This window comes from Brevundimonas sp. UYEF29 (genome assembly GCF_040546195.1).
GTDB classification, from domain to species: domain Bacteria; phylum Pseudomonadota; class Alphaproteobacteria; order Caulobacterales; family Caulobacteraceae; genus Brevundimonas; species Brevundimonas huaxiensis.
Genome location: NZ_JBEPNH010000002.1, coordinates 185,161 through 202,414 on the forward strand (window position 1 = coordinate 185,161; position 17,254 = coordinate 202,414).

15 protein-coding genes and 1 tRNA gene are annotated in these 17,254 nt (G+C 67.9%); 8 read left to right on the forward strand and 8 right to left on the reverse strand.

Translation table 11 applies throughout. The features are described from left to right. Positions 1-4 precede the first annotated feature (4 nt). The 3 genes from ABIB58_RS03850 to ABIB58_RS03860 form a co-directional block, all read right to left on the reverse strand. Entirely contained in the window at positions 5-541 is a 537-nt protein-coding gene (locus tag ABIB58_RS03850; RefSeq protein ID WP_354039192.1) for a polysaccharide biosynthesis/export family protein, read from the reverse strand. A 55-nt stretch (positions 542-596) separates the two neighbouring features. Continuing rightward, complete coding sequence (locus tag ABIB58_RS03855; protein WP_354039194.1) at positions 597-1,934, reverse strand: FAD/NAD(P)-binding protein; 1,338 nt, start codon at positions 1,932-1,934, stop codon at positions 597-599. A gap of 93 nt (positions 1,935-2,027) precedes the next feature. Then, the gene (locus ABIB58_RS03860) at positions 2,028-2,888 is read right to left on the reverse strand and encodes a WecB/TagA/CpsF family glycosyltransferase (protein WP_045809721.1); all 861 of its coding nucleotides are present in this window, start codon (positions 2,886-2,888) and stop codon (positions 2,028-2,030) included. A gap of 224 nt (positions 2,889-3,112) precedes the next feature. On the opposite strand from ABIB58_RS03860, the gene ABIB58_RS03865 reads away from it, so the two are divergent. The 8 genes from ABIB58_RS03865 (at position 3,113) to ptsN (ending at position 8,981) form a co-directional block, all read left to right on the forward strand. Further along, positions 3,113-3,199: transfer RNA gene (locus tag ABIB58_RS03865), tRNA-Leu, on the forward strand. Positions 3,200-3,344: 145 nt separating this feature from the next. Then, on the forward strand, positions 3,345-3,959 hold the full coding sequence (locus tag ABIB58_RS03870) for a ribonuclease D (protein WP_045809722.1): 615 nt from the start codon (positions 3,345-3,347) through the stop codon (positions 3,957-3,959). 7 nt (positions 3,960-3,966) lie between these two features. Continuing rightward, positions 3,967-4,626 (forward strand): LPS export ABC transporter periplasmic protein LptC, encoded by a 660-nt coding sequence (lptC, locus tag ABIB58_RS03875; RefSeq protein ID WP_045809723.1) that lies wholly within the window; start codon positions 3,967-3,969, stop codon positions 4,624-4,626. Continuing rightward, positions 4,623-5,117 carry an LptA/OstA family protein gene (locus ABIB58_RS03880; RefSeq protein WP_045809724.1) on the forward strand — a complete coding sequence of 165 codons (495 nt, stop codon included), beginning with the start codon at positions 4,623-4,625 and terminating at the stop codon, positions 5,115-5,117. Before lptC ends, ABIB58_RS03880 begins: the two co-directional genes overlap by 4 nt. A 29-nt stretch (positions 5,118-5,146) precedes the next feature. Next, positions 5,147-5,938: an LPS export ABC transporter ATP-binding protein gene (gene lptB, locus ABIB58_RS03885; RefSeq protein WP_174087076.1), complete on the forward strand. Its 792-nt coding sequence runs from the start codon at positions 5,147-5,149 to the stop codon at positions 5,936-5,938. 278 nt (positions 5,939-6,216) lie between these two features. After that, the gene (gene rpoN, locus ABIB58_RS03890) at positions 6,217-7,716 is read left to right on the forward strand and encodes an RNA polymerase factor sigma-54 (RefSeq protein WP_045809725.1); all 1,500 of its coding nucleotides are present in this window, start codon (positions 6,217-6,219) and stop codon (positions 7,714-7,716) included. Between the two features lie 74 nt (positions 7,717-7,790). Further along, the gene (gene hpf / locus ABIB58_RS03895; protein ID WP_045809726.1) at positions 7,791-8,435 is read left to right on the forward strand and encodes a ribosome hibernation-promoting factor, HPF/YfiA family; all 645 of its coding nucleotides are present in this window, start codon (positions 7,791-7,793) and stop codon (positions 8,433-8,435) included. A 78-nt stretch (positions 8,436-8,513) separates the two neighbouring features. Continuing rightward, the gene (gene ptsN, locus ABIB58_RS03900) at positions 8,514-8,981 is read left to right on the forward strand and encodes a PTS IIA-like nitrogen regulatory protein PtsN (protein WP_039244754.1); all 468 of its coding nucleotides are present in this window, start codon (positions 8,514-8,516) and stop codon (positions 8,979-8,981) included. A gap of 44 nt (positions 8,982-9,025) precedes the next feature. Here the strand turns inward: ptsN and ABIB58_RS03905 are convergent, their stop codons facing one another. The 5 genes from ABIB58_RS03905 to ABIB58_RS03925 form a co-directional block, all read right to left on the reverse strand. Then, positions 9,026-9,277, reverse strand: a complete 252-nt coding sequence (locus ABIB58_RS03905) for a DUF1150 family protein (protein ID WP_017506777.1) — start codon at positions 9,275-9,277, stop codon at positions 9,026-9,028. 64 nt (positions 9,278-9,341) lie between these two features. Beyond that, complete coding sequence (locus tag ABIB58_RS03910; protein WP_045809727.1) at positions 9,342-9,764, reverse strand: Hsp20 family protein; 423 nt, start codon at positions 9,762-9,764, stop codon at positions 9,342-9,344. A gap of 115 nt (positions 9,765-9,879) precedes the next feature. Continuing rightward, complete coding sequence (locus tag ABIB58_RS03915) at positions 9,880-11,208, reverse strand: ammonium transporter (protein WP_045809728.1); 1,329 nt, start codon at positions 11,206-11,208, stop codon at positions 9,880-9,882. A 29-nt stretch (positions 11,209-11,237) separates the two neighbouring features. Continuing rightward, complete coding sequence (gene gltB / locus ABIB58_RS03920; RefSeq protein ID WP_045809729.1) at positions 11,238-15,749, reverse strand: glutamate synthase large subunit; 4,512 nt, start codon at positions 15,747-15,749, stop codon at positions 11,238-11,240. After that, positions 15,746-17,173 (reverse strand): NAD(P)-dependent oxidoreductase, encoded by a 1,428-nt coding sequence (locus ABIB58_RS03925; protein WP_354039202.1) that lies wholly within the window; start codon positions 17,171-17,173, stop codon positions 15,746-15,748. The genes gltB and ABIB58_RS03925 overlap by 4 nt, the downstream gene beginning before the upstream one ends. Between the last annotated feature and the right edge of the window lie 81 nt (positions 17,174-17,254).

A 17,254-nucleotide genomic window follows, 5' to 3' on the forward strand; every position in this document is an offset into this window, starting at 1 on the left:
CAGATCAGAAGTAGCGTTCGCCGATCCTCAGGGTGTCGCCGGGCGAAACGCGCGCATCGGCGGTCAGCGGCTGGGCCTCTTCGACCTGTGATCCGGCGCGACGCACGAAGACGCGACGCGTGTTGGCGCGATAGGTGAAGCCTTGCGCCGTCGCCACGGCGTTCAGCACCGTCAGGTCCGGTAGATAGGGGTATTCACCCGGTCGATTGACCTCGCCCAGGATGTAGATCGGCCGATAGGTCAGGACCTGGGCGGTGACGCGCGGCTGGTTTAGATAGCCTTGGCTCAGGGCTTGAGCGACGGCGTCCTGAAGCTGGGCGCCCGTCAGGCCGGCGGCCTGAACCTCGCCGATCAGCGGCAGGGCGATCCGGCCGTTGGCGTCGATCACGAACTCGCCGCCCAGCGCCGCCTCGCCGAAGACATCGATGCGCACCTTGTCGGCGGAGGCTAGCCGATAGTCCGACACGCTCTGAGGCGCAAAGGCGGTCAGGCCCAGCGACAGCACCGCGATCAGCAGGCCGATGCCTGTCCTTGCCCCCATGTCATCGCCCCCGATCGTTTCGGGTGTGAAGGCTAAACGCGTCGGTTGTTCGGGTCTAGGGGCGGTCCGACAGGATACGGGCGGCGAGATCGCGCGCCTGGCCGCGCAGGTCAGGCACGGCCGTCATCTCCCAGAAGGCGCCGCGCGTCAGGGGGCCGATGGCGTGAAGGCCGCGCGCGGGTGCGCCTGCGCCGTCCAGCAGACCGCCCTCGTCATCGACCTGCAGGCCCAGGCCCAAGGGGTCGGGGCGACCGTAACCCTTGTCAAAGATGTCGCTGATCATCGGTTCGGTGCTCTTTGAGATCACGCCCAGCGGCCCGGTGCAGTTCACGACCAGATCGAACCGCGCCTTGATGGCGCGCTTCTTTCCGCGCGGACGCCACGAGACCTCGATGACGTCGGTGGCCTTCAGCTCTGTCAGCTTGCCGGCCAGGATCGTCAGCTCGCCGCCGGCCAGCATGGAATGGATGTCACGGGCCGGGCCGGGCGACAGGCGGTGACGATGCACGTCCCACAGGGGGCGCAGATGGCGCAGGAAGCGGCTGCGCTCAACCCGCGACCAGCGGCGCCAGATGTCGCGCGCGCAATGACGCAGGCGATCAAACACGGCGCGCCAGTCCGCCTCGGCCGTCGCAGCGCGGATCTGACGCAGGATTTCGGCGGGGCTGCCCGAAAAGGCGCCGACATAGGGCGTGGGCGGAACGGTGGCGTGGGCGCGGGGCAAAAGCCCGTGACGCGACAGGGCGGTCAGGCGGCGTCCGGGTCGGCGCAGGGTGATGGCTGCATCCACCATCGTCAGGCCCGAACCGATCAGCAGGACATTGCGGGCGTCGCGCGCCGTCTGGGGATCGAACCGCCAAGGGTTTTCGACATAGGCGGGGGAGGCGCGCACCGCGTCCTCGACGCCAGGGGGCGAGGCGGGCTCCAGATTGCCTAGCGCCAGCACGACCTGATCGGCCGCAACCTCTCCGTCGCTGGTCACGATGCGCCAGCCGTCGTCCCGGCGATCGATGGACTGCGCCTCGGCGCCGATCAGGGTCAGGCGGTCGGGCGCGTCGTCTAGCGCCTCGTCCAGCAGGGCTTGAAGATAGTCGCCATAGACGCCGCGGGTGATGAAGCCGTCCTGGGCGCGCCACGACGGCTGTTCGGCCAACCAGTCGGCAAGGTGACTGGGCTGGTCGGGAAAGGCGCTCATATTGTCCAGGCGGACGTTCAGCAGATGGCCGGGGTTGCCGGTGTCATAGGCGGTGCCTGGACCGAAAACGCCGCGCCGTTCGATCAGGGTGACGCGCACGTCGCGCGAGGCCTTCAGCAGATTGACAGCGGTCAGCAGGCCGCTGAAACCCGCGCCGACGATGGCGACATGCGGTCCATTCTGCTGCGGCACGCGCACCCCCGTTTCCCGTTTCCGTCGCTGTCGATAACACGCGGCGGTCCAGAGAGATCATGGCGATAAATATCTATCTGGCCAGTAGGAATAACGTGATCAGCGGTTGCGACCCCTGGCCTTGCGGATGTCGCGCAGGGCCAGTCGGGAGAGCGTCCAGGGCTCGACGCAGTAGCGGACGAACAGCCGTTTGGGGTCGTGCAGCAGGCGATAGGCCCATTCGACGCCCGCGCGTCCCATCCAGCGTGGGGCCGCGCTTTGAACCCCCGCCTCATAGTCGAAGGCGGCGCCGACCGACAGGATGACGCAATCGGGCAGGCGCTCGAAGTTTTCGGCGATCCAGAGCTCCTGGCGCGGCATCCCCATGCCGACGAACAGGATGTGGGGCTTAAAGGCCGTGATCCGATCCAGGACGGCGGCGTTCTCGGACGAACCGGGCCGGGCGTCGAAGAATCCGTGGTGGATCGCGATGTCGGCGTCCGGATAGCGGAGCTTCAGACGGCGGGCCGCCTCGTCGCCGACGCCGGGCGCGCCGCCGACGGATAGGACCCGCCAGCCCTGACGGTTCGCCACGCTCCAGAAATGGCCGCGCCAGTCCAGATAGGTGCAGCGGTGAAAGCCCCGACTGTGCAGGCCCAGGGCGCGCGAGAAGGCCAGCAGCGGCGTCGAATCGACCTCGATCAGATCGGCCCTATCGTAGAAGGCGCCGAGTTCAGGCCGCTTCTGCATCAGATACAGGCTGTGCAGATTGTGATTGGCGATGAGACTTTTTTCGCCCTGTTGCACCGCCTGCTGAATGTGGTGCAGCACCTCTTCCGGCTTCACCAGATCCATCGGTTGCCCCAGGATCGTGACCCGCTCGCGGGCGCGGCGTTTCTGGCGGAACGGCGCGCGCGGCCGGGCGCGACGCTCTGTGGCGAAGCGCTCCGGCGCAGAGGGGCTGAAAGACGGGTCCGCCATGCGGCGCTTCTAGGCGAGCTGGCCTCAAGACGGGGTTAGAAAACAGGCTTAGCGCCCATTAAGTCGCCACCGAACGCGGATCGAAAACGAAGTGCGGCCAGGCTTGCCGCGCTGCGTGCGCAAGAAATCTCGCAAAGGCGAAAAATCCTTGTTGACCCCGCCCGGAGCCTCCCTTAGAGGTCCGCGCCTTCCCGATGGAAACGCCGCAAGGCGCTGCCGACGGGGCCCAGATGGCGGAATTGGTAGACGCGCTGGCTTCAGGTGCCAGTGGCTTAACGGCCGTGGAGGTTCGAGTCCTCTTCTGGGCACCATCTTTCAGAAAGCGTCGCACCGAACGGTGCGGCGCTTTCTTTGTTTTGGCCTATCGGAATGCGCGCGGCGCATTCCTGCTTGAGGCCGTTTCGTGAATAAGCTTGCCCGTTTCGCGCGCCGTGTTCGCCGTGTAAGAGCCTGAGCATGACCGTTTACCTGCATGAGGGCGACCTGCCCGACGATCTGGACCTGGGGTCCGAGGTCGCCATCGATTCCGAGACGATGGGTCTGCGTTTTCGCCGCGATCCGCTGTGCGTGGTGCAGCTGTCGTCGGGCGACGGAAACGCCCATGTCGTGCGGCTGAACCGGCCCGCCTACGACTGTCCGAACCTGAAGCGGGTGCTGACCGATCCGGCGGTGACCAAGATCTTCCATTTCGGCCGGTTCGACATCGGCATGTTCCTGCTGCACCTCGGCGTCGAGACGCGGCCGGTCTATTGCACCAAGATCGCCTCCAAGCTGGCGCGCACCTACACTGACCGGCACGGGCTGAAGGACGTGGTGCGCGAGACGGTGGGTGTGGACCTGTCCAAGGCGCAGCAGTCCTCGGACTGGGGCGCCGAGACGCTGAGCCAGGCGCAGCTGGACTATGCGGCGTCGGACGTTCTTTACCTGCATGCGGCCAAGGCCAAGCTGGATATGATGCTGGCGCGCGAAGGGCGAACCGATTTGGCTGCCGAATGTTTCGACTTCCTGCCGACGCGGTCGGCGCTCGACCTGGCCGGCTGGGACGAGACCGACATCTTCGCCCACAGCTGAGGCGCGCTTGACCGAACACGGCGAACAGTCCCGCATCGAGGCCGACGAGGCCAGGGTCGCCCTGGCCGGCGCGCGCTGGCGTGCACGCTCGCGGCGGGTGAAGCTGTATCGCCGCGTTCTGCCGATCGTCATTCTGGTGCTGGCGGGCGGCGCCCTGACCTGGACCGTGTTCCGCACCGTTATGTCGGGGGTGGAGCGCAAGGCCAGCCAGAGCCAGGAAGTCCGCCTGGACGCCCCCCTGTTCCACGGTCAGGACGCGCAAGGCCGCGCCTTCACCGTCGGCGCGCAGGGCGCGGTGCGCGACCCCAATACCGGCAAGTTCAAACTGATCGGCCCGGCGCTGAAGCTGAACCTGGGCGGGCGCAAGGTCACCGAACTGACCGCCGACGGCGGCATCTATGACGAGCAGGCCAAGACGGTGACGATCGGTCCGAACGTGCGCATTTCGGACGGCGGGACGGGCTTCGTCCTGACCACGCCCGAGGCGGTGGTCGACACCTCGACCGGAAACGTCACCGGTTCAAAGGGCGTTCAGGGTTCCGGCCCTATTGGAACCATCAACGCATCGTCCTATGCGATCTACGATCAGGGACAGCGCGTCGTGTTCGACGGCGCAGGCGACAACAAGGTGAAGGGCGTTCTGACGCCCAAGGGGTCAGGCGGATGATCGTGACGAAGATTTCGAAGACGCTGGCCGTCGTCGCGGCGGCGGCCGTCGTGGGCATGCCGGCCCTGGTGGATGCCCAGGCCCAGGCGACCAATCAGCCTGTCGCCTATGGCGCGGACTCGGTCGAATACGCGCCCAACCGCATCATCCTGCGCGGCCGGGCCGAGGCGACGCAGGGCGGCAATCGCTTTCGCGCCGACACCCTGACCCTGGTCAGCGGCGAGGGCGGCGATCTGCAACGCGCCGAGGCCAGCGGGACGGTCTATTTCGTGACGCCGGACCAGTCGATGCGCGGCGACCGCGCCGTCTATAATCTGGGCAATGGCGAGATCGTGGTGACGGGCAACGTCATCCTGACCCAGGGCAAGAACGTCCTGACCGGCTCGCGCCTGGTCTACAACATCAACACCGAGACCGCCCGCATGGACGGCGCGCCGCGCGGCGCCGCCGGAAGCCGCGTGCAGGGCGTCTTCTATCCCAACTCGAACTGAGGCCGTCTGGCCGTCACGGACCTGAGCATTTGGCGCGCAAGGAACTGTCAGCCCTGAACCTGGACGAGCGGCCGCAACCGGCCGCCGTGGCGCCCGCGCCTGCGGAAAAGGGCCTGCGGGTGATGAATCTGGCGCGGTCGTTCGGCCAGCGTCAGGTCGTGCGCGACGTGTCCCTGACGGTGCAGCGCGGCGAGGTCGCGGGCCTGCTGGGTCCCAACGGCGCCGGCAAGACCACCTGCTTCTACATGATCACCGGCCTGATCCCGCCGGACTCGGGCGCAATCTGGCTGGACGGCGAGAACATCACCGGCCAGCCGATGTATCAGCGCAGCCGCATGGGCCTGGGCTATCTGGCGCAGGAAGCCTCGATCTTTCGCGGCATGACGGTCGAGCAGAACGTCAAGGCGGTGGTCGAGCTGAACTATCCGCGCGACCAGATCCGCGCCGAGACCGACCGGCTGCTGAACGAGCTGCACATCGACCATCTGCGCCATGCGCGGGCGACGGCGCTGTCGGGCGGCGAGCGTCGGCGGGTGGAGATCGCGCGGGCGCTGGCCGGACGGCCGTCCTTCATGCTGCTGGACGAACCCTTCGCCGGCATCGATCCCCTGGCCATCGCCGACATCCGCACCGTGATCCGTTATCTGGCCAGCCAAGGCATTGGCGTGCTGATCACCGACCACAATGTGCGCGAGACCCTGGACATCACCGACCGGGTATCGATCATCTCGAACGGCGCGGTGCTGTTCGAAGGCACGTCCGACGAGGCGATCCACGACGCCGAAGTGCGCCGGGTGTATCTGGGCGAAAACTACATCTGATCTGCGGGTGTCGTCATCCTCCGGCGAGCGTAGCGAGACCGGGGGGCCAGCGGCGCGCGACAGCGCGAACCCGTCGCAGACTAGGATTTTCCAACATCGAGCGGCTGAAGCATCGCCTGCGGCGCCGCTGGGTCCCCCGGTCTGCGCCGCGAAGACGCGGCTTGCCGGAGGATGACGAAAGGGTCTGAGGCCGCGTTCGTCTCGCGTTAACCGGTTCGGCGACATTCTGTCCCAGCAAGTTCCGGGCCACTCGGCGGCCGGGCGGGAAGATTTCGGACGTGATTGGGCAAAGGTTAGAGGTCAGGCAGGGGCAGGGGCTGGTCATCACGCCCCAGCTGCAGCAGGCGATCAAGCTGCTGCAACTGTCGAACCTCGAGCTGGAGGACTTCGTCGAGGCCGAGCTGGAACGCAATCCGCTGCTGCAACGCGAGGAGCCGGAAAGCGAGACGCCCGAACCGGTCGAGCGCGTCGAGGCGGCTTCGGACAGCGAAATGTCCTTCGGCGACGGGGTCGCGGACGCAGCGGCGTCCTCGATGGACGCCGGTTCCGACGACGTCTATGGCGACGCGGCGCCCGGCGAGCGCACCAGCGACCGGATGACCGACGAGGCCCAGCCGGGGCTGTCGGACTGGTCCAGCGCCGGCAAGGGCGGCCAGATGTTCGAAGGCGAGGGCGAGCGGCCCGACGCGCACGAGCTGACCCTGTGGGAACATCTTCAGGCCCAGGCGTCGAGCGCGGGTCTGTCGCCGGCCGACCACGGGATCGCCCTGACCCTGATCGATGCGACGGACGAGGGCGGCTATCTGCGCGGAGAGCTGGCCGAGTTCGCCGATCGGCTGGGCGTGCCGCTGGAGCGGATCGAAGCGGTGCTGGGCGTCTGTCACGGCTTCGAGCCGACCGGGATCATGGCGCGGTCGGTGCCGGAATGCCTGAAGCTGCAGCTGATCGAGCGCAATCGGTTCGATCCGGCGATGGCGGCGCTGCTGGACAATCTGGACCTGCTGGCCAAGCGCGACCTGGCAGGCCTGCGCCGCGTCTGCGAGGTCGATGGCGAAGATTTGACCGACATGATCGCCGAACTGCGGGCGCTGACGCCGCGTCCGGGCGCAGGCTTCGGCGGCGAGCCGGCGCAGACGGTCGTGCCCGATGTGCATGTGCGGCCAGACCCCGCCGGCGGCTGGCGGGTCGAGCTGAACGCCGACACCCTGCCGCGCCTGTTGGTCGACAAACGCTATCACGGCCTGGTCCAGGCCGGCGCGCGCTCGGATACCGAAAAGACCTTCGTCGCCGACTGCGCCGCCCAGGCCAACTGGCTGGTCAAGTCGCTGGATCAGCGGGCCAAAACCATTCTGAAGGTCTCATCCGAGATCGTGCGCCAGCAGGACGCCTTCCTGGCCTTCGGCGTCGAGTTTCTGAGGCCGCTCAATCTGAAGACCGTCGCCGACGCCATCGGCATGCACGAATCGACCGTCAGCCGCGTCACCTCGAACAAATATATCGCCACGCCGCGGGGCGTGTTCGAGCTGAAATTCTTCTTCACCGCCGCCATTCAGTCGGTGGACGGCGCCTCAACCCATTCGGCCGAAGCCGTCCGTCACAAGATCAAATCCATGATCGACGGCGAGGGGCTGGAGGGCGACGTTTTGTCCGACGACCGGATCGTGGAAATCCTGAAGGAAACGGGCATCGATATCGCCCGCCGCACCGTGGCCAAATATCGGGAAGCCTTGAGGATTCCGTCCTCGGTCGAACGTCGCCGGATGATGAAGACGGGCTGAAATCCACAGCCAAGCGTGACCACAAATCGGTGATCTGGATTGACACCAAATCGGGTCGGGCGCGTTCTATCGGCATGCAAGTCCAAGTCAGCGGCAAGCAAGTGGATGTCGGCGAAGCGTTAGGCTCGCGCATCTCCCAGGAACTCGAAGACGGGGTCGGAAAATACTTCGCCCGAGGCGGTGAAGACGCCGAGGTCGTGGTGTCCAAGGACGGCCACAACTTCAAGGTGGACTGTTGGGTCCGCCTCGCGTCGGGCCAGACCCTGGTGACGACCGGCATGGGCGGCGACGCCCACTCGGCCTTCACCGAGGCGCTGGATCGGCTCGAAAAGCGGGTTCGTCGCTACAAGCGCCGGCTCAAGGATCACCACATCGGACCCAAGGGTCTGTCGCCCGAGAAGACCGAAAACGCCGCCCGCGAAGTCGCACGCAGCATCGTGCTGCGTGACCCCGACAGCGTGGAAGACGATGTCTTCGGCGACGCGAGCGAGAACGACGGCCCGCCGCCGGTGGGCATGGTCATCGCCGAAACCGAGCACGAAATCCGCACCATCACGGTCGGACGGGCCGTGCTGGAGCTGGATATGACGGGCTATCCGGTCGTGCTGTTCCGCAATGCGGCGCACGGCGGTCTGGCGGTCGTCTATCGTCGCCCGGACGGCAATGTCGGATGGATCGATCCCGAACGGACGGCCAAGACCAACGGTTCGGTGAACTAAGCCTCAGTTTGACTTCGGCGCGGTTGTCTCTAAACGGGCGGCCGCGCCGTTGTCTGCTGCGTGTATCGAGGTTGTGTAATGGACATCGGTGATCTGCTCGCGCCCAAGGGCGTGGTGCTGCGCAGCGGCGCGTCGTCCAAGCGACAGGCGTTGCACGCGCTGGCCGAGGCGGCATCGCATGCGCTGGGCCTCGACGAAGCCCGTATCTTCGACGCCTTGATGGAACGCGAGACGCTGGGATCGACCGGGCTAGGATCCGGGGTCGCAGTGCCGCACGCGCGTCTCACCGAGGTCGAGAAGGTGACGGCGGTGTTCGTGCGCCTGGATACGCCTGTGGCCTATGACGCGGTGGACGACCGGCCGGTCGATCTGATCGTCGGCCTGTTCGCACCGCCCAAGGCGGGCGCCGAGCATCTGCGCGCATTGGCCGCGGTGTCGCGCGCGCTGCGGTCGCCCGAACTGCGGGAGCAACTGAGACAGGCGCGCACGACCGATGCGATCCGGGCCCTGTTCGTCAAGGACGCCACGGCCGCGACAGCGGCCTGAACTTCGGCGTGAACGGCGGCGCCTGCGCGCCGCCATGCATCAGATCAGTGAACGGAAACCGGCTCCAGCTCGTGTGCTACGGCGGCGGCGAAGGCGGTGTCGCGGTCGATCATGACCGCCAGACGCTCGCCGTCGGCGCTGTGGACGGCATAGAGCATCTGGCCGGGGTTCAGATCCACGTCCTTAATCTCGACCGCCTCTTCAAGCAGGTCCGAGGCCTTGATCTCGCGCACATACACCAGGTCGGGGGCGCCCAGTCCGGCAAAGTCTTCCTTAGTCATCGTCATCGGCGTCATTAGGACCGCCTCCTTCAGTTTTGACAACGCCCGGATCGCCGGGCGGTTCGAATGGTCGTGGTTTTCAGCCGGTCGTGATTGGAATACGTCGCACCTGGCGCTCCGCCTCGGGCCGGATCAGATCGACGTGGAGCAGGCCATGCTGCAGCCGGGCGCCCTCGACCTCCAGCCCGTCGGCCAGGACGAAGTTGCGGACGAAGCCGCGCGCCGCGATGCCGCGATGCAAAAAGGCCTGTTCGCCCCTGCCCGCATCGTCGCGCTTGCCGGCGATGGTCAGCTGGCGGCCGTCCAGGGTAATGGCCAGTTCGTCGGGCGCGAACCCGGCGACGGCCAGGCTGATGCGGACGCCCGCATCGCCGATCTGTTCGACATTGTAGGGCGGATAGGTTTCGGCCGCGGCCTTGGCGGCTCGGTCGATCAGGGCGCGGGTGTGGTCGAAGCCCAGCAGAAAGGGGCTGTCGAACAGGAGGGTGCGCGTCGTCGTCATCTGGGGTCCTTGCATCAGCGACCGAGCGGTCGGTCTCCCGCAATCGGCAAGACCGTCCGTCACAGATGAAGATGGGGGCTGGCGAGGGCGGGATCAACCGGCAGCGCCTGTGGGGTCAGTGGATGGCCTCGCCGTGCTGGGTATAGTCCAGCCCCTCGACCTCTTCGTCCTTGGTGACGCGCAGGCCCGTGGTGAACTTGCAGATCATCAGGACGACGAAGGTGCCCGCCGCGCTCCAGGCCATGACGCCGACCAGGCCGACAGCCTGTTTCCACACGGTCGCCCCCTCCGACAGGGCGTTGACGGTCGTGGTGGCGAAGACGCCGGTCAGCAGGGCGCCGACGATGCCGCCGACGCCGTGAACCCCAAAGGCATCCAGGCTGTCGTCGTATTTCAGCGCGTGCTTCAGCCAGACCGCGCCCGCATAGCAGGCCGGGCCGCCGATCAGGCCGATGAAGAAGGCGCCCTTGGGATCGACGAAACCGGCGGCGGGGGTGATGGCGACCAGACCGCCGACGACGCCCGACAGCAGGCCCAGCAGGGTCGGGCGCTTGCGATCGAACCATTCGAGGGTCATCCAGCCCAGAGCCGCTGCCGCAGCGGCCAGGATGGTGTTGAAGGCGGCGGTGGCGGCCAGCGCATCCGCCGCTCCCGCCGACCCCGCGTTGAAGCCCAGCCAGCCGACCACCAGCAGGCCGGTGCCGATGGCGCTATAGACCAGGTTGGCGGGGGCCATGTTGTCGCGCCCGAAGCCGTGACGCGGCCCCAGCACCAGGGCGCAGACCAGGCCTGCGATCCCGGCGTTGACGTGGACGACCGCGCCGCCCGCGAAGTCGAGCACGCCCAGCCCGCCCAGCCAGCCGCCGCCCCACACCTGATGGCAGATCGGCGCATAGACGATCAGGTGCCACAGGGCGAAGAACAGCAGGCTGGCCGAGAACTTCATCCGCTCGACGAAGGCGCCCGCGATCAGGGCCGGGGTAATGATGGCGAACGTCATCTGGAAGGCGACGAACAGCAGTTCGGGCAGGCCGGGCAGCAGGCTGTGGGCCGTCCGAGCGGTGACGCCGTTCAGGAAGGCCGCCTGCACGCCGCCGATGAAGCCGTTGACCGCCTCCGGCCCCTTGCCGAAGGAAAGGCTGTAGCCGACCAGGAACCACAGGACCGAGACGATGGCGAAGGCGGCCGCCGACTGGGCCACGACGCTGATGATGTTCTTCTTCCTGACCATGCCGCCGTAGAACAGGGCCAGGCCCGGCAGGGTCATCAGCAGCACCAGCGCTGTCGAGGTCAGGATCCAGGCCGTCGCCGCCGTGTCGATGACCAGCGGCGCCTGATGCGCCAGCAGGGCCGGGTCTGCCAGGGTTGGGGCCGCCAGGGCCGGTGAGGCCAAGGCCGCCGCCCCGGCGACGAGCGTGACGGCGAGGGCGGCGGATCGGGTCATGGCGGCTTTCTAGGGCAGGCGGTTCGGTGTCAGGCGGAGGTCTTCAGGCGTTCCGTGCGGGCGACGATGTCGGTCAGGGGCACGATGCGGACGAAGCGGTTCAGGCTGTTGTCCCAATCCGCCAGCAGACGCCGCGCCAGGGGCGAGGCGGTCGCCGCCAGATGCGCCTCGATCAGCGCACGCAGCCGGTCGGCCGCATCCGCGTCGATGTCGGCGACACCCGCCAGATCGCCGTTCAGAGCCCGCTCGGCATGGCCCGGCTGGTCCAGCACGAACAGCTCGCCGCCGCTCATGCCCGCCGCCAGGTTCCAGCCGACCGAGCCCAGGACGACCACGCGCCCGCCGGTCATATATTCGCAGCCGTGCGCGCCCAGGCCCTCGACCACGGCTTCGGCGCCGGAGTTCCTGACCGCGAACCGCTCGCCCGCCGCGCCGGCGACGAACAAGCGGCCGGAGGTCGCGCCATACAGGGTGGTGTTGCCGCAGATCAGCTGATCCTCGCGCCATTCCGGCGTGCGGATCGAGATTTCGGCGCCCGACAGCCCCTTGCCGACATAGTCGTTGGCCTCGCCGGTCAGATGCAGTTCCAGACCCTTGGCCGCAAAGGCGCCGAAGCTCTGGCCCGCGATGCCTTCCAGCCGCAGCTTCAGGCGGCCCGCCGGACCGTGCGCGCCGAAGCGGCGCACGATGGCCGAGGACAGGGCCGCGCCAACCGTGCGCTGGGTGTTGTTCAGCGGATAGGACAGTTCCAGCGTCTGGCCGCGATCCAGGAAGCGCACGGCGTCCTTCAGCACGGCGGCGTCCAGGCTGTCGGCGATGGGCTTGCGGGTCGTCTTGTCGGCCCATTTGCCGGCCGCTCCCTCGTCCACCTGAACCAGCAGCGGGTTCAGGTCCAGGTCGTCCAGGTGCGAGCCGCCGCGACGGACCTGACGCAGCAGGTCGGTGCGGCCGATGATCTCGTCCATCGTGCGCGCGCCGATGGAGGCCAGGATCTCGCGCGTCTCCTCGGCGATGAAGGTGAACAGGTTCACGACCTTGTCGGGCGTGCCGGTGAACTTCTCGCGCAGCCGCTCATCCTGGGAGCAGACGCCGACGGGACAGGTGTTGGAATGGCACTGGCGCACCATCAGGCAGCCCATGGCGATCAGGGCGGCGGTGCCGACGCCGTATTCCTCGGCGCCCAGCATGGCGGCGATGACCACGTCGCGGCCGGTGCGGACGCCGCCGTCTGTCCTCAGCGTGACCGAGCCGCGCAGATTGTTCAGCGTCAGCACCTGATGGGCCTCGGCCAGGCCGATCTCCCACGGCAGGCCGGCGTGCTTGATCGAGGTCTGGGGCGAGGCGCCGGTGCCGCCGTTGTGGCCGGCGATCAGGATGGCGTCGGCGTTGGCCTTAGCCACGCCCGAGGCGATGGCGCCGATGCCCGAGGCGGACACCAGTTTCACCGTCACCCGCGCATCGGGATTGATGGCCTTCAGGTCGTAGATGAGCTGAGCCAGATCCTCGATCGAATAGATGTCGTGGTGCGGGGGCGGACTGATCAGGGTCGTGCCGGGCACGGCGTGGCGCATCCGGGCGATGAACTCGGTGACCTTGAAGCCGGGCAGCTGTCCGCCCTCGCCGGGCTTGGCGCCCTGGGCCACCTTGATCTCGATCTCGCGACACTGGTTCAGATATTCGGCCGTGACGCCGAACCGGCCCGAGGCCACCTGTTTCACCGCCGAGTTGGCGTCGTCGCCATTAGGACGCGGGTGATAGCGTTCGGGATCCTCGCCGCCCTCGCCCGAGACCGAGCGGGCGCCGATGCGGTTCATGGCGATGTTCAGCGTCTCGTGCGCCTCTGGCCCCAGGGCGCCCAGCGACATGGCCTGGGTCAGGAAGCGGCGGCGGATGTCCGACACGCTCTCGACCTGGTCCAGCGGAATGGGCGCGCCTTCGCGGAAGTCTAGGAGGTCGCGCAGGGACAGGTCGGCCTGGGCGCGGACGACCTCGGAGAACTGCTTGAAGCGGCGATAGTCGCCGCGATTGCAGGCGTCCTGCAGCAGGTGGATGGTCTTAGCCTCGTGGGCGTGGGCCTCGCCGCCCGAACGGATCTTGAAGAAGCCGCCGATGGCCGGAGAAGGGACAGCCTCGCCCCAGGCGATCCGGTGCCGCTTCATCGCCGCCTGCTCCAGACCGGCCAGGCCGATGCCGGAGATGCGCGACGGGGCGCCGGGGAAGAACTCGGCGGTCAGCGCCCGAGACAGGCCCAACACCTCGAACTCGCAGCCGCCGCGATAGGCGGAGATGACGCTGATCCCCTTGCGGGCCAGGGTCTTCAGCAGCCCCGCCTCGATGCCGGCCTTGTAGTTCAGACAGGCGTCGCGCAGCGTCAGGCCGGGATACAGGCCCCGATCCAGACGCTCCTGGAACAGGTCCTGGGCCAGCCAGGCGTTGACGGTGGTGGCGCCGACCCCGACCAGGACGGCGAACCCGTGTGGGTCCAGCGTCTCGGCGGTGCGAACCACGATCGAGCAGTAGGAGCGCAGGCCTGCCTTGGTCAGGCGGCCGTGGACCCCGGCGGTGGCCAGGATCATCGGCGCGGCAAGACGATCCGCCGACCCGGCCTGGTCGGTCAGCACGATCAGGGCGGCGCCGTCGCGGGCGGCGGCCTCGGCCTCGTCCATGATGCGGTCCAGCGCGGCGCGAAGACCGGCGCCGAGGCGGGCGTCGTCGGACGGCAGGGCGTAGCTGCAGTCGATGACCACGGTCGAACCGGCGCCGACCGTGTCGATCATCCGTTCGTACATGCCGTTGGTCAGGACGGGGCTGTCCAGCACGAAGACGTCGGTCTGGGCCTCTTCCTCAGCCAGGATGTTGCCCAGGTTCTTGAACCGGGTCTTCAGGCTCATGGCGCCCGCTTCGCGCAGCGGGTCGATGGGCGGGTTCGTGACCTGGCTGAAGTTCTGGCGGAAGTAATGCGACAGCGGCCGGGGCAGGGCCGACAGCACCGCGGGCGGAGCGTCGTCGCCCATGGAGCCGACCGCCTCCTTGCCGTCGCGGACCAAGGCGTCCAGCAGCAGGTCCAGGTCCTCGCGGCTGTAGCCGGCGGCGATCTGGCGGCGGGTCAGGGCCTCGCCCGAGGCCGAGCGCGGCTCGGGTCCGGGGCCGATGATGGGCTCCAGATCGACCATGTTATCCAGCCACGCCTCGTAGGGGTGGGCGGCGGCTAGGGCGTCGACGGCCTCGTGCTCGTCATAGACCCGGCCGTGCTTCATATCGACGGCGATCAGCTTGCCGGGACCGATGTGAAGGCGGCGCTTCACCCGGCTCTCGGGAATGGGCACCAGACCGGCCTCGGAGCCCGCCATCAGCAGGCCGTCGACCGTCTCGACGGCGCGCAGGGGACGCAGGCCGTTGCGGTCCTTGCCCGCCACGATCCAGCGGCCGTCCGCGGCGCAGATGGCGGCCGGGCCGTCCCAAGGCTCCATCACCGCATTGCAATAGGCGTAGAAGGCCCGGTGTTCGGCGGGCATGACCACGTCGTCCTTGGCCCAGGCCTCGGGGATCAGCAGGGCCTTGGCCATCGGCGCGGGGCGACCGGCGTGGACCAGCACCTCCATGACATTATCCAGGGCGGCGGAGTCCGATCCGCCCGGCTGGACCACCGGCTTGACCTCGCCGTCGCGGTCGCCGAAGGCGCCGGCCGCCATGCGGATCTCGTGCGACTTCATCCAGTTCAGATTGCCCTTCAGCGTGTTGATCTCGCCGTTGTGGGCCATCATGCGGAAGGGTTGGGCCAGCTTCCATTCCGGGAAGGTGTTGGTCGAATAGCGCTGGTGGAAGACCGCATAGGCCGAGACGAAGCGTGGGTCCTCCAGATCGGGATACAGGTCGCCCAGCAGTTCGGCCCGCACCATGCCCTTGTAGGCGATCGAGCGCGCGGACAGGGTGCAGATATAGACGCCGGCCAGGTTCTCGGTCTTGACCGTCTTCTCGATACGGCGGCGGCACAGATACAGTTCGCGTTCGAGCGCCTCGCCGTCCAGCGGTTGGCCCGCGTCGTCCAGCGGCGGGGCCAGCATGATCTGTTCGATCTCGGGCCGGGTCGCGCCGGCCTTGGTCCCGACGACCGACAGGTCGATGGGCGTCTGGCGCCAGCCATAGATCCAGAAGCCGGCGCGCAGGGCCTCGGTCTCGACGATGGCGCGGGCGCGGTCCTGTGCGCCCAGGTCGGTGCGCGGCAGGAAGACCTGGCCGACGCAGATGGGCCCAGGACGCAGGGACTGGCCGATGGAGGCCACCTGTTCGGCGAAGAAGCCTTGGGGCAACTCCGCCATGATGCCGGCGCCGTCGCCCGACAGGCCGTCGGGATCGACCGCGCCGCGGTGGGCCACGGCCTTCAGGCTGCGGATCGCATATTCGACCACGTCACGGCGGGGGGTGCCGTCGATGGAACAGACCAGGCCGACACCGCAGGCGTCGCGTTCCGAGCTGCGGTCATAGGCGTTTCCGGCTTCCATCCGGTCGCGGGTGTCGTTGTACTTGTCTAACCAGGTCATGCCGCGACCTCCTCGGTGCGGGTCTTGAAGTAGCGGTCGATCTCAGCGGCGGCGTCCTGGCCTTCGCGCACGGCCCAGACGACCAGCGAGGCGCCGCGCACCGCGTCCCCGGCGGCGAAGACGCCGGGCAGGCTGGTGGCGAAACTGACCGAGCCCACCTTGATCGTGCCGTCATCACGCAGGCGCAGGTTCGGCTCATGCGCCGCGAACGGCTCGGGCGAGAAGCCCAGGGCCTCGATGACGAGGTCGGCCGGCACGTCGAAGTCGGCGCCGGGCACCGGCACGATGTCGCGACGCTGGCCGGGCAGGCCCTCCGTCAACTGCATGCGCGCGGCGCGCACGCCCGTGACCTGATCGCCTTGCGACAGCAGAGCCTTGGGCGCAGCCAGCCATTCGAAGACGACGCCTTCTTCCTCGGCGTTGACGACTTCGCGGGCCGAGCCCGGCATGTTCTCTCGGTCGCGACGATACAGGCAGGTGACGCTGGCTGCGCCTTGCCGGACGGCGGTGCGAACGCAGTCCATCGCGGTGTCGCCGCCGCCGATGACGACGACCCGCTTGCCGCGCGCCTCGTGGCAGCCGTCCTGTTCGGCGTCGCCAAGGTCGCGACGGTTCTGATGCGTCAGATAGGACAGGGCGGCGACGGTTGAATCCGGCCCGCGACCGGGCGCCGACAGGGTGCGGGGCTGATAGACGCCCATGGCCAGCAGGACGACGTCGTGGCGCTCGCGCAGCTCGGTCAGGGTCACGTCCTTGCCGACCTCGCAGCCCAAAACGAACTCGACGCCGCCGTCGATCAGGCGATCCACGCGGCGCTGGACGACGTGCTTTTCCAGCTTGAAGCCGGGGATGCCGTAGATCAGCAGGCCGCCGGCGCGGTCGTGACGGTCATAGATCGTGACCTGATAGCCCTCGCAGCGCAGGCGGTCGGCGGCGGCCAGACCGGCCGGGCCGGCGCCGACGATGCCGACGGTTTCGCCGCGTTCGGCCGCCGGGCGGATCGGCTCGACCCAGCCGTTGGCGAAGGCCTGGTCGCCCAGCCAGGCCTCGACCGAGCCGATGGTCACGGCGTCCCAGCCGGACTGGTTCAATGTGCACGACCCTTCGCACAGTCGGTCCTGCGGGCAGATTCGGCCGCAGATTTCGGGCATGGTCGAGGTCAGGGACGCCACGCGCCAGGCCTCGCGCGGCTCGTTCTCGGCCGACAGGCGCAGCCAGTCCGGAATGTTGTTCTGAAGCGGGCAGGCGTTCTGGCAGAAGGGCACGCCGCAGTCGGTGCAGCGCGACGCCTGTTTCTCGGCCGTCTCCGTGGACGGCGGAATCGTAATCTCGCCGAAACCGCGTGCGCGCAGTTCGGCCGAGGCCTTGGACAGGCGGCGAGGTTCGACGACGAATGTCCCGCCTTGCTTCAGGGTCTTATGCATATCTCGCATATGCCGCAAACGAGGCGTTAGAGGCAAATATTATTGCCGTTAGGCGTTCTCAGCGGAACAAAAAGAATAAAT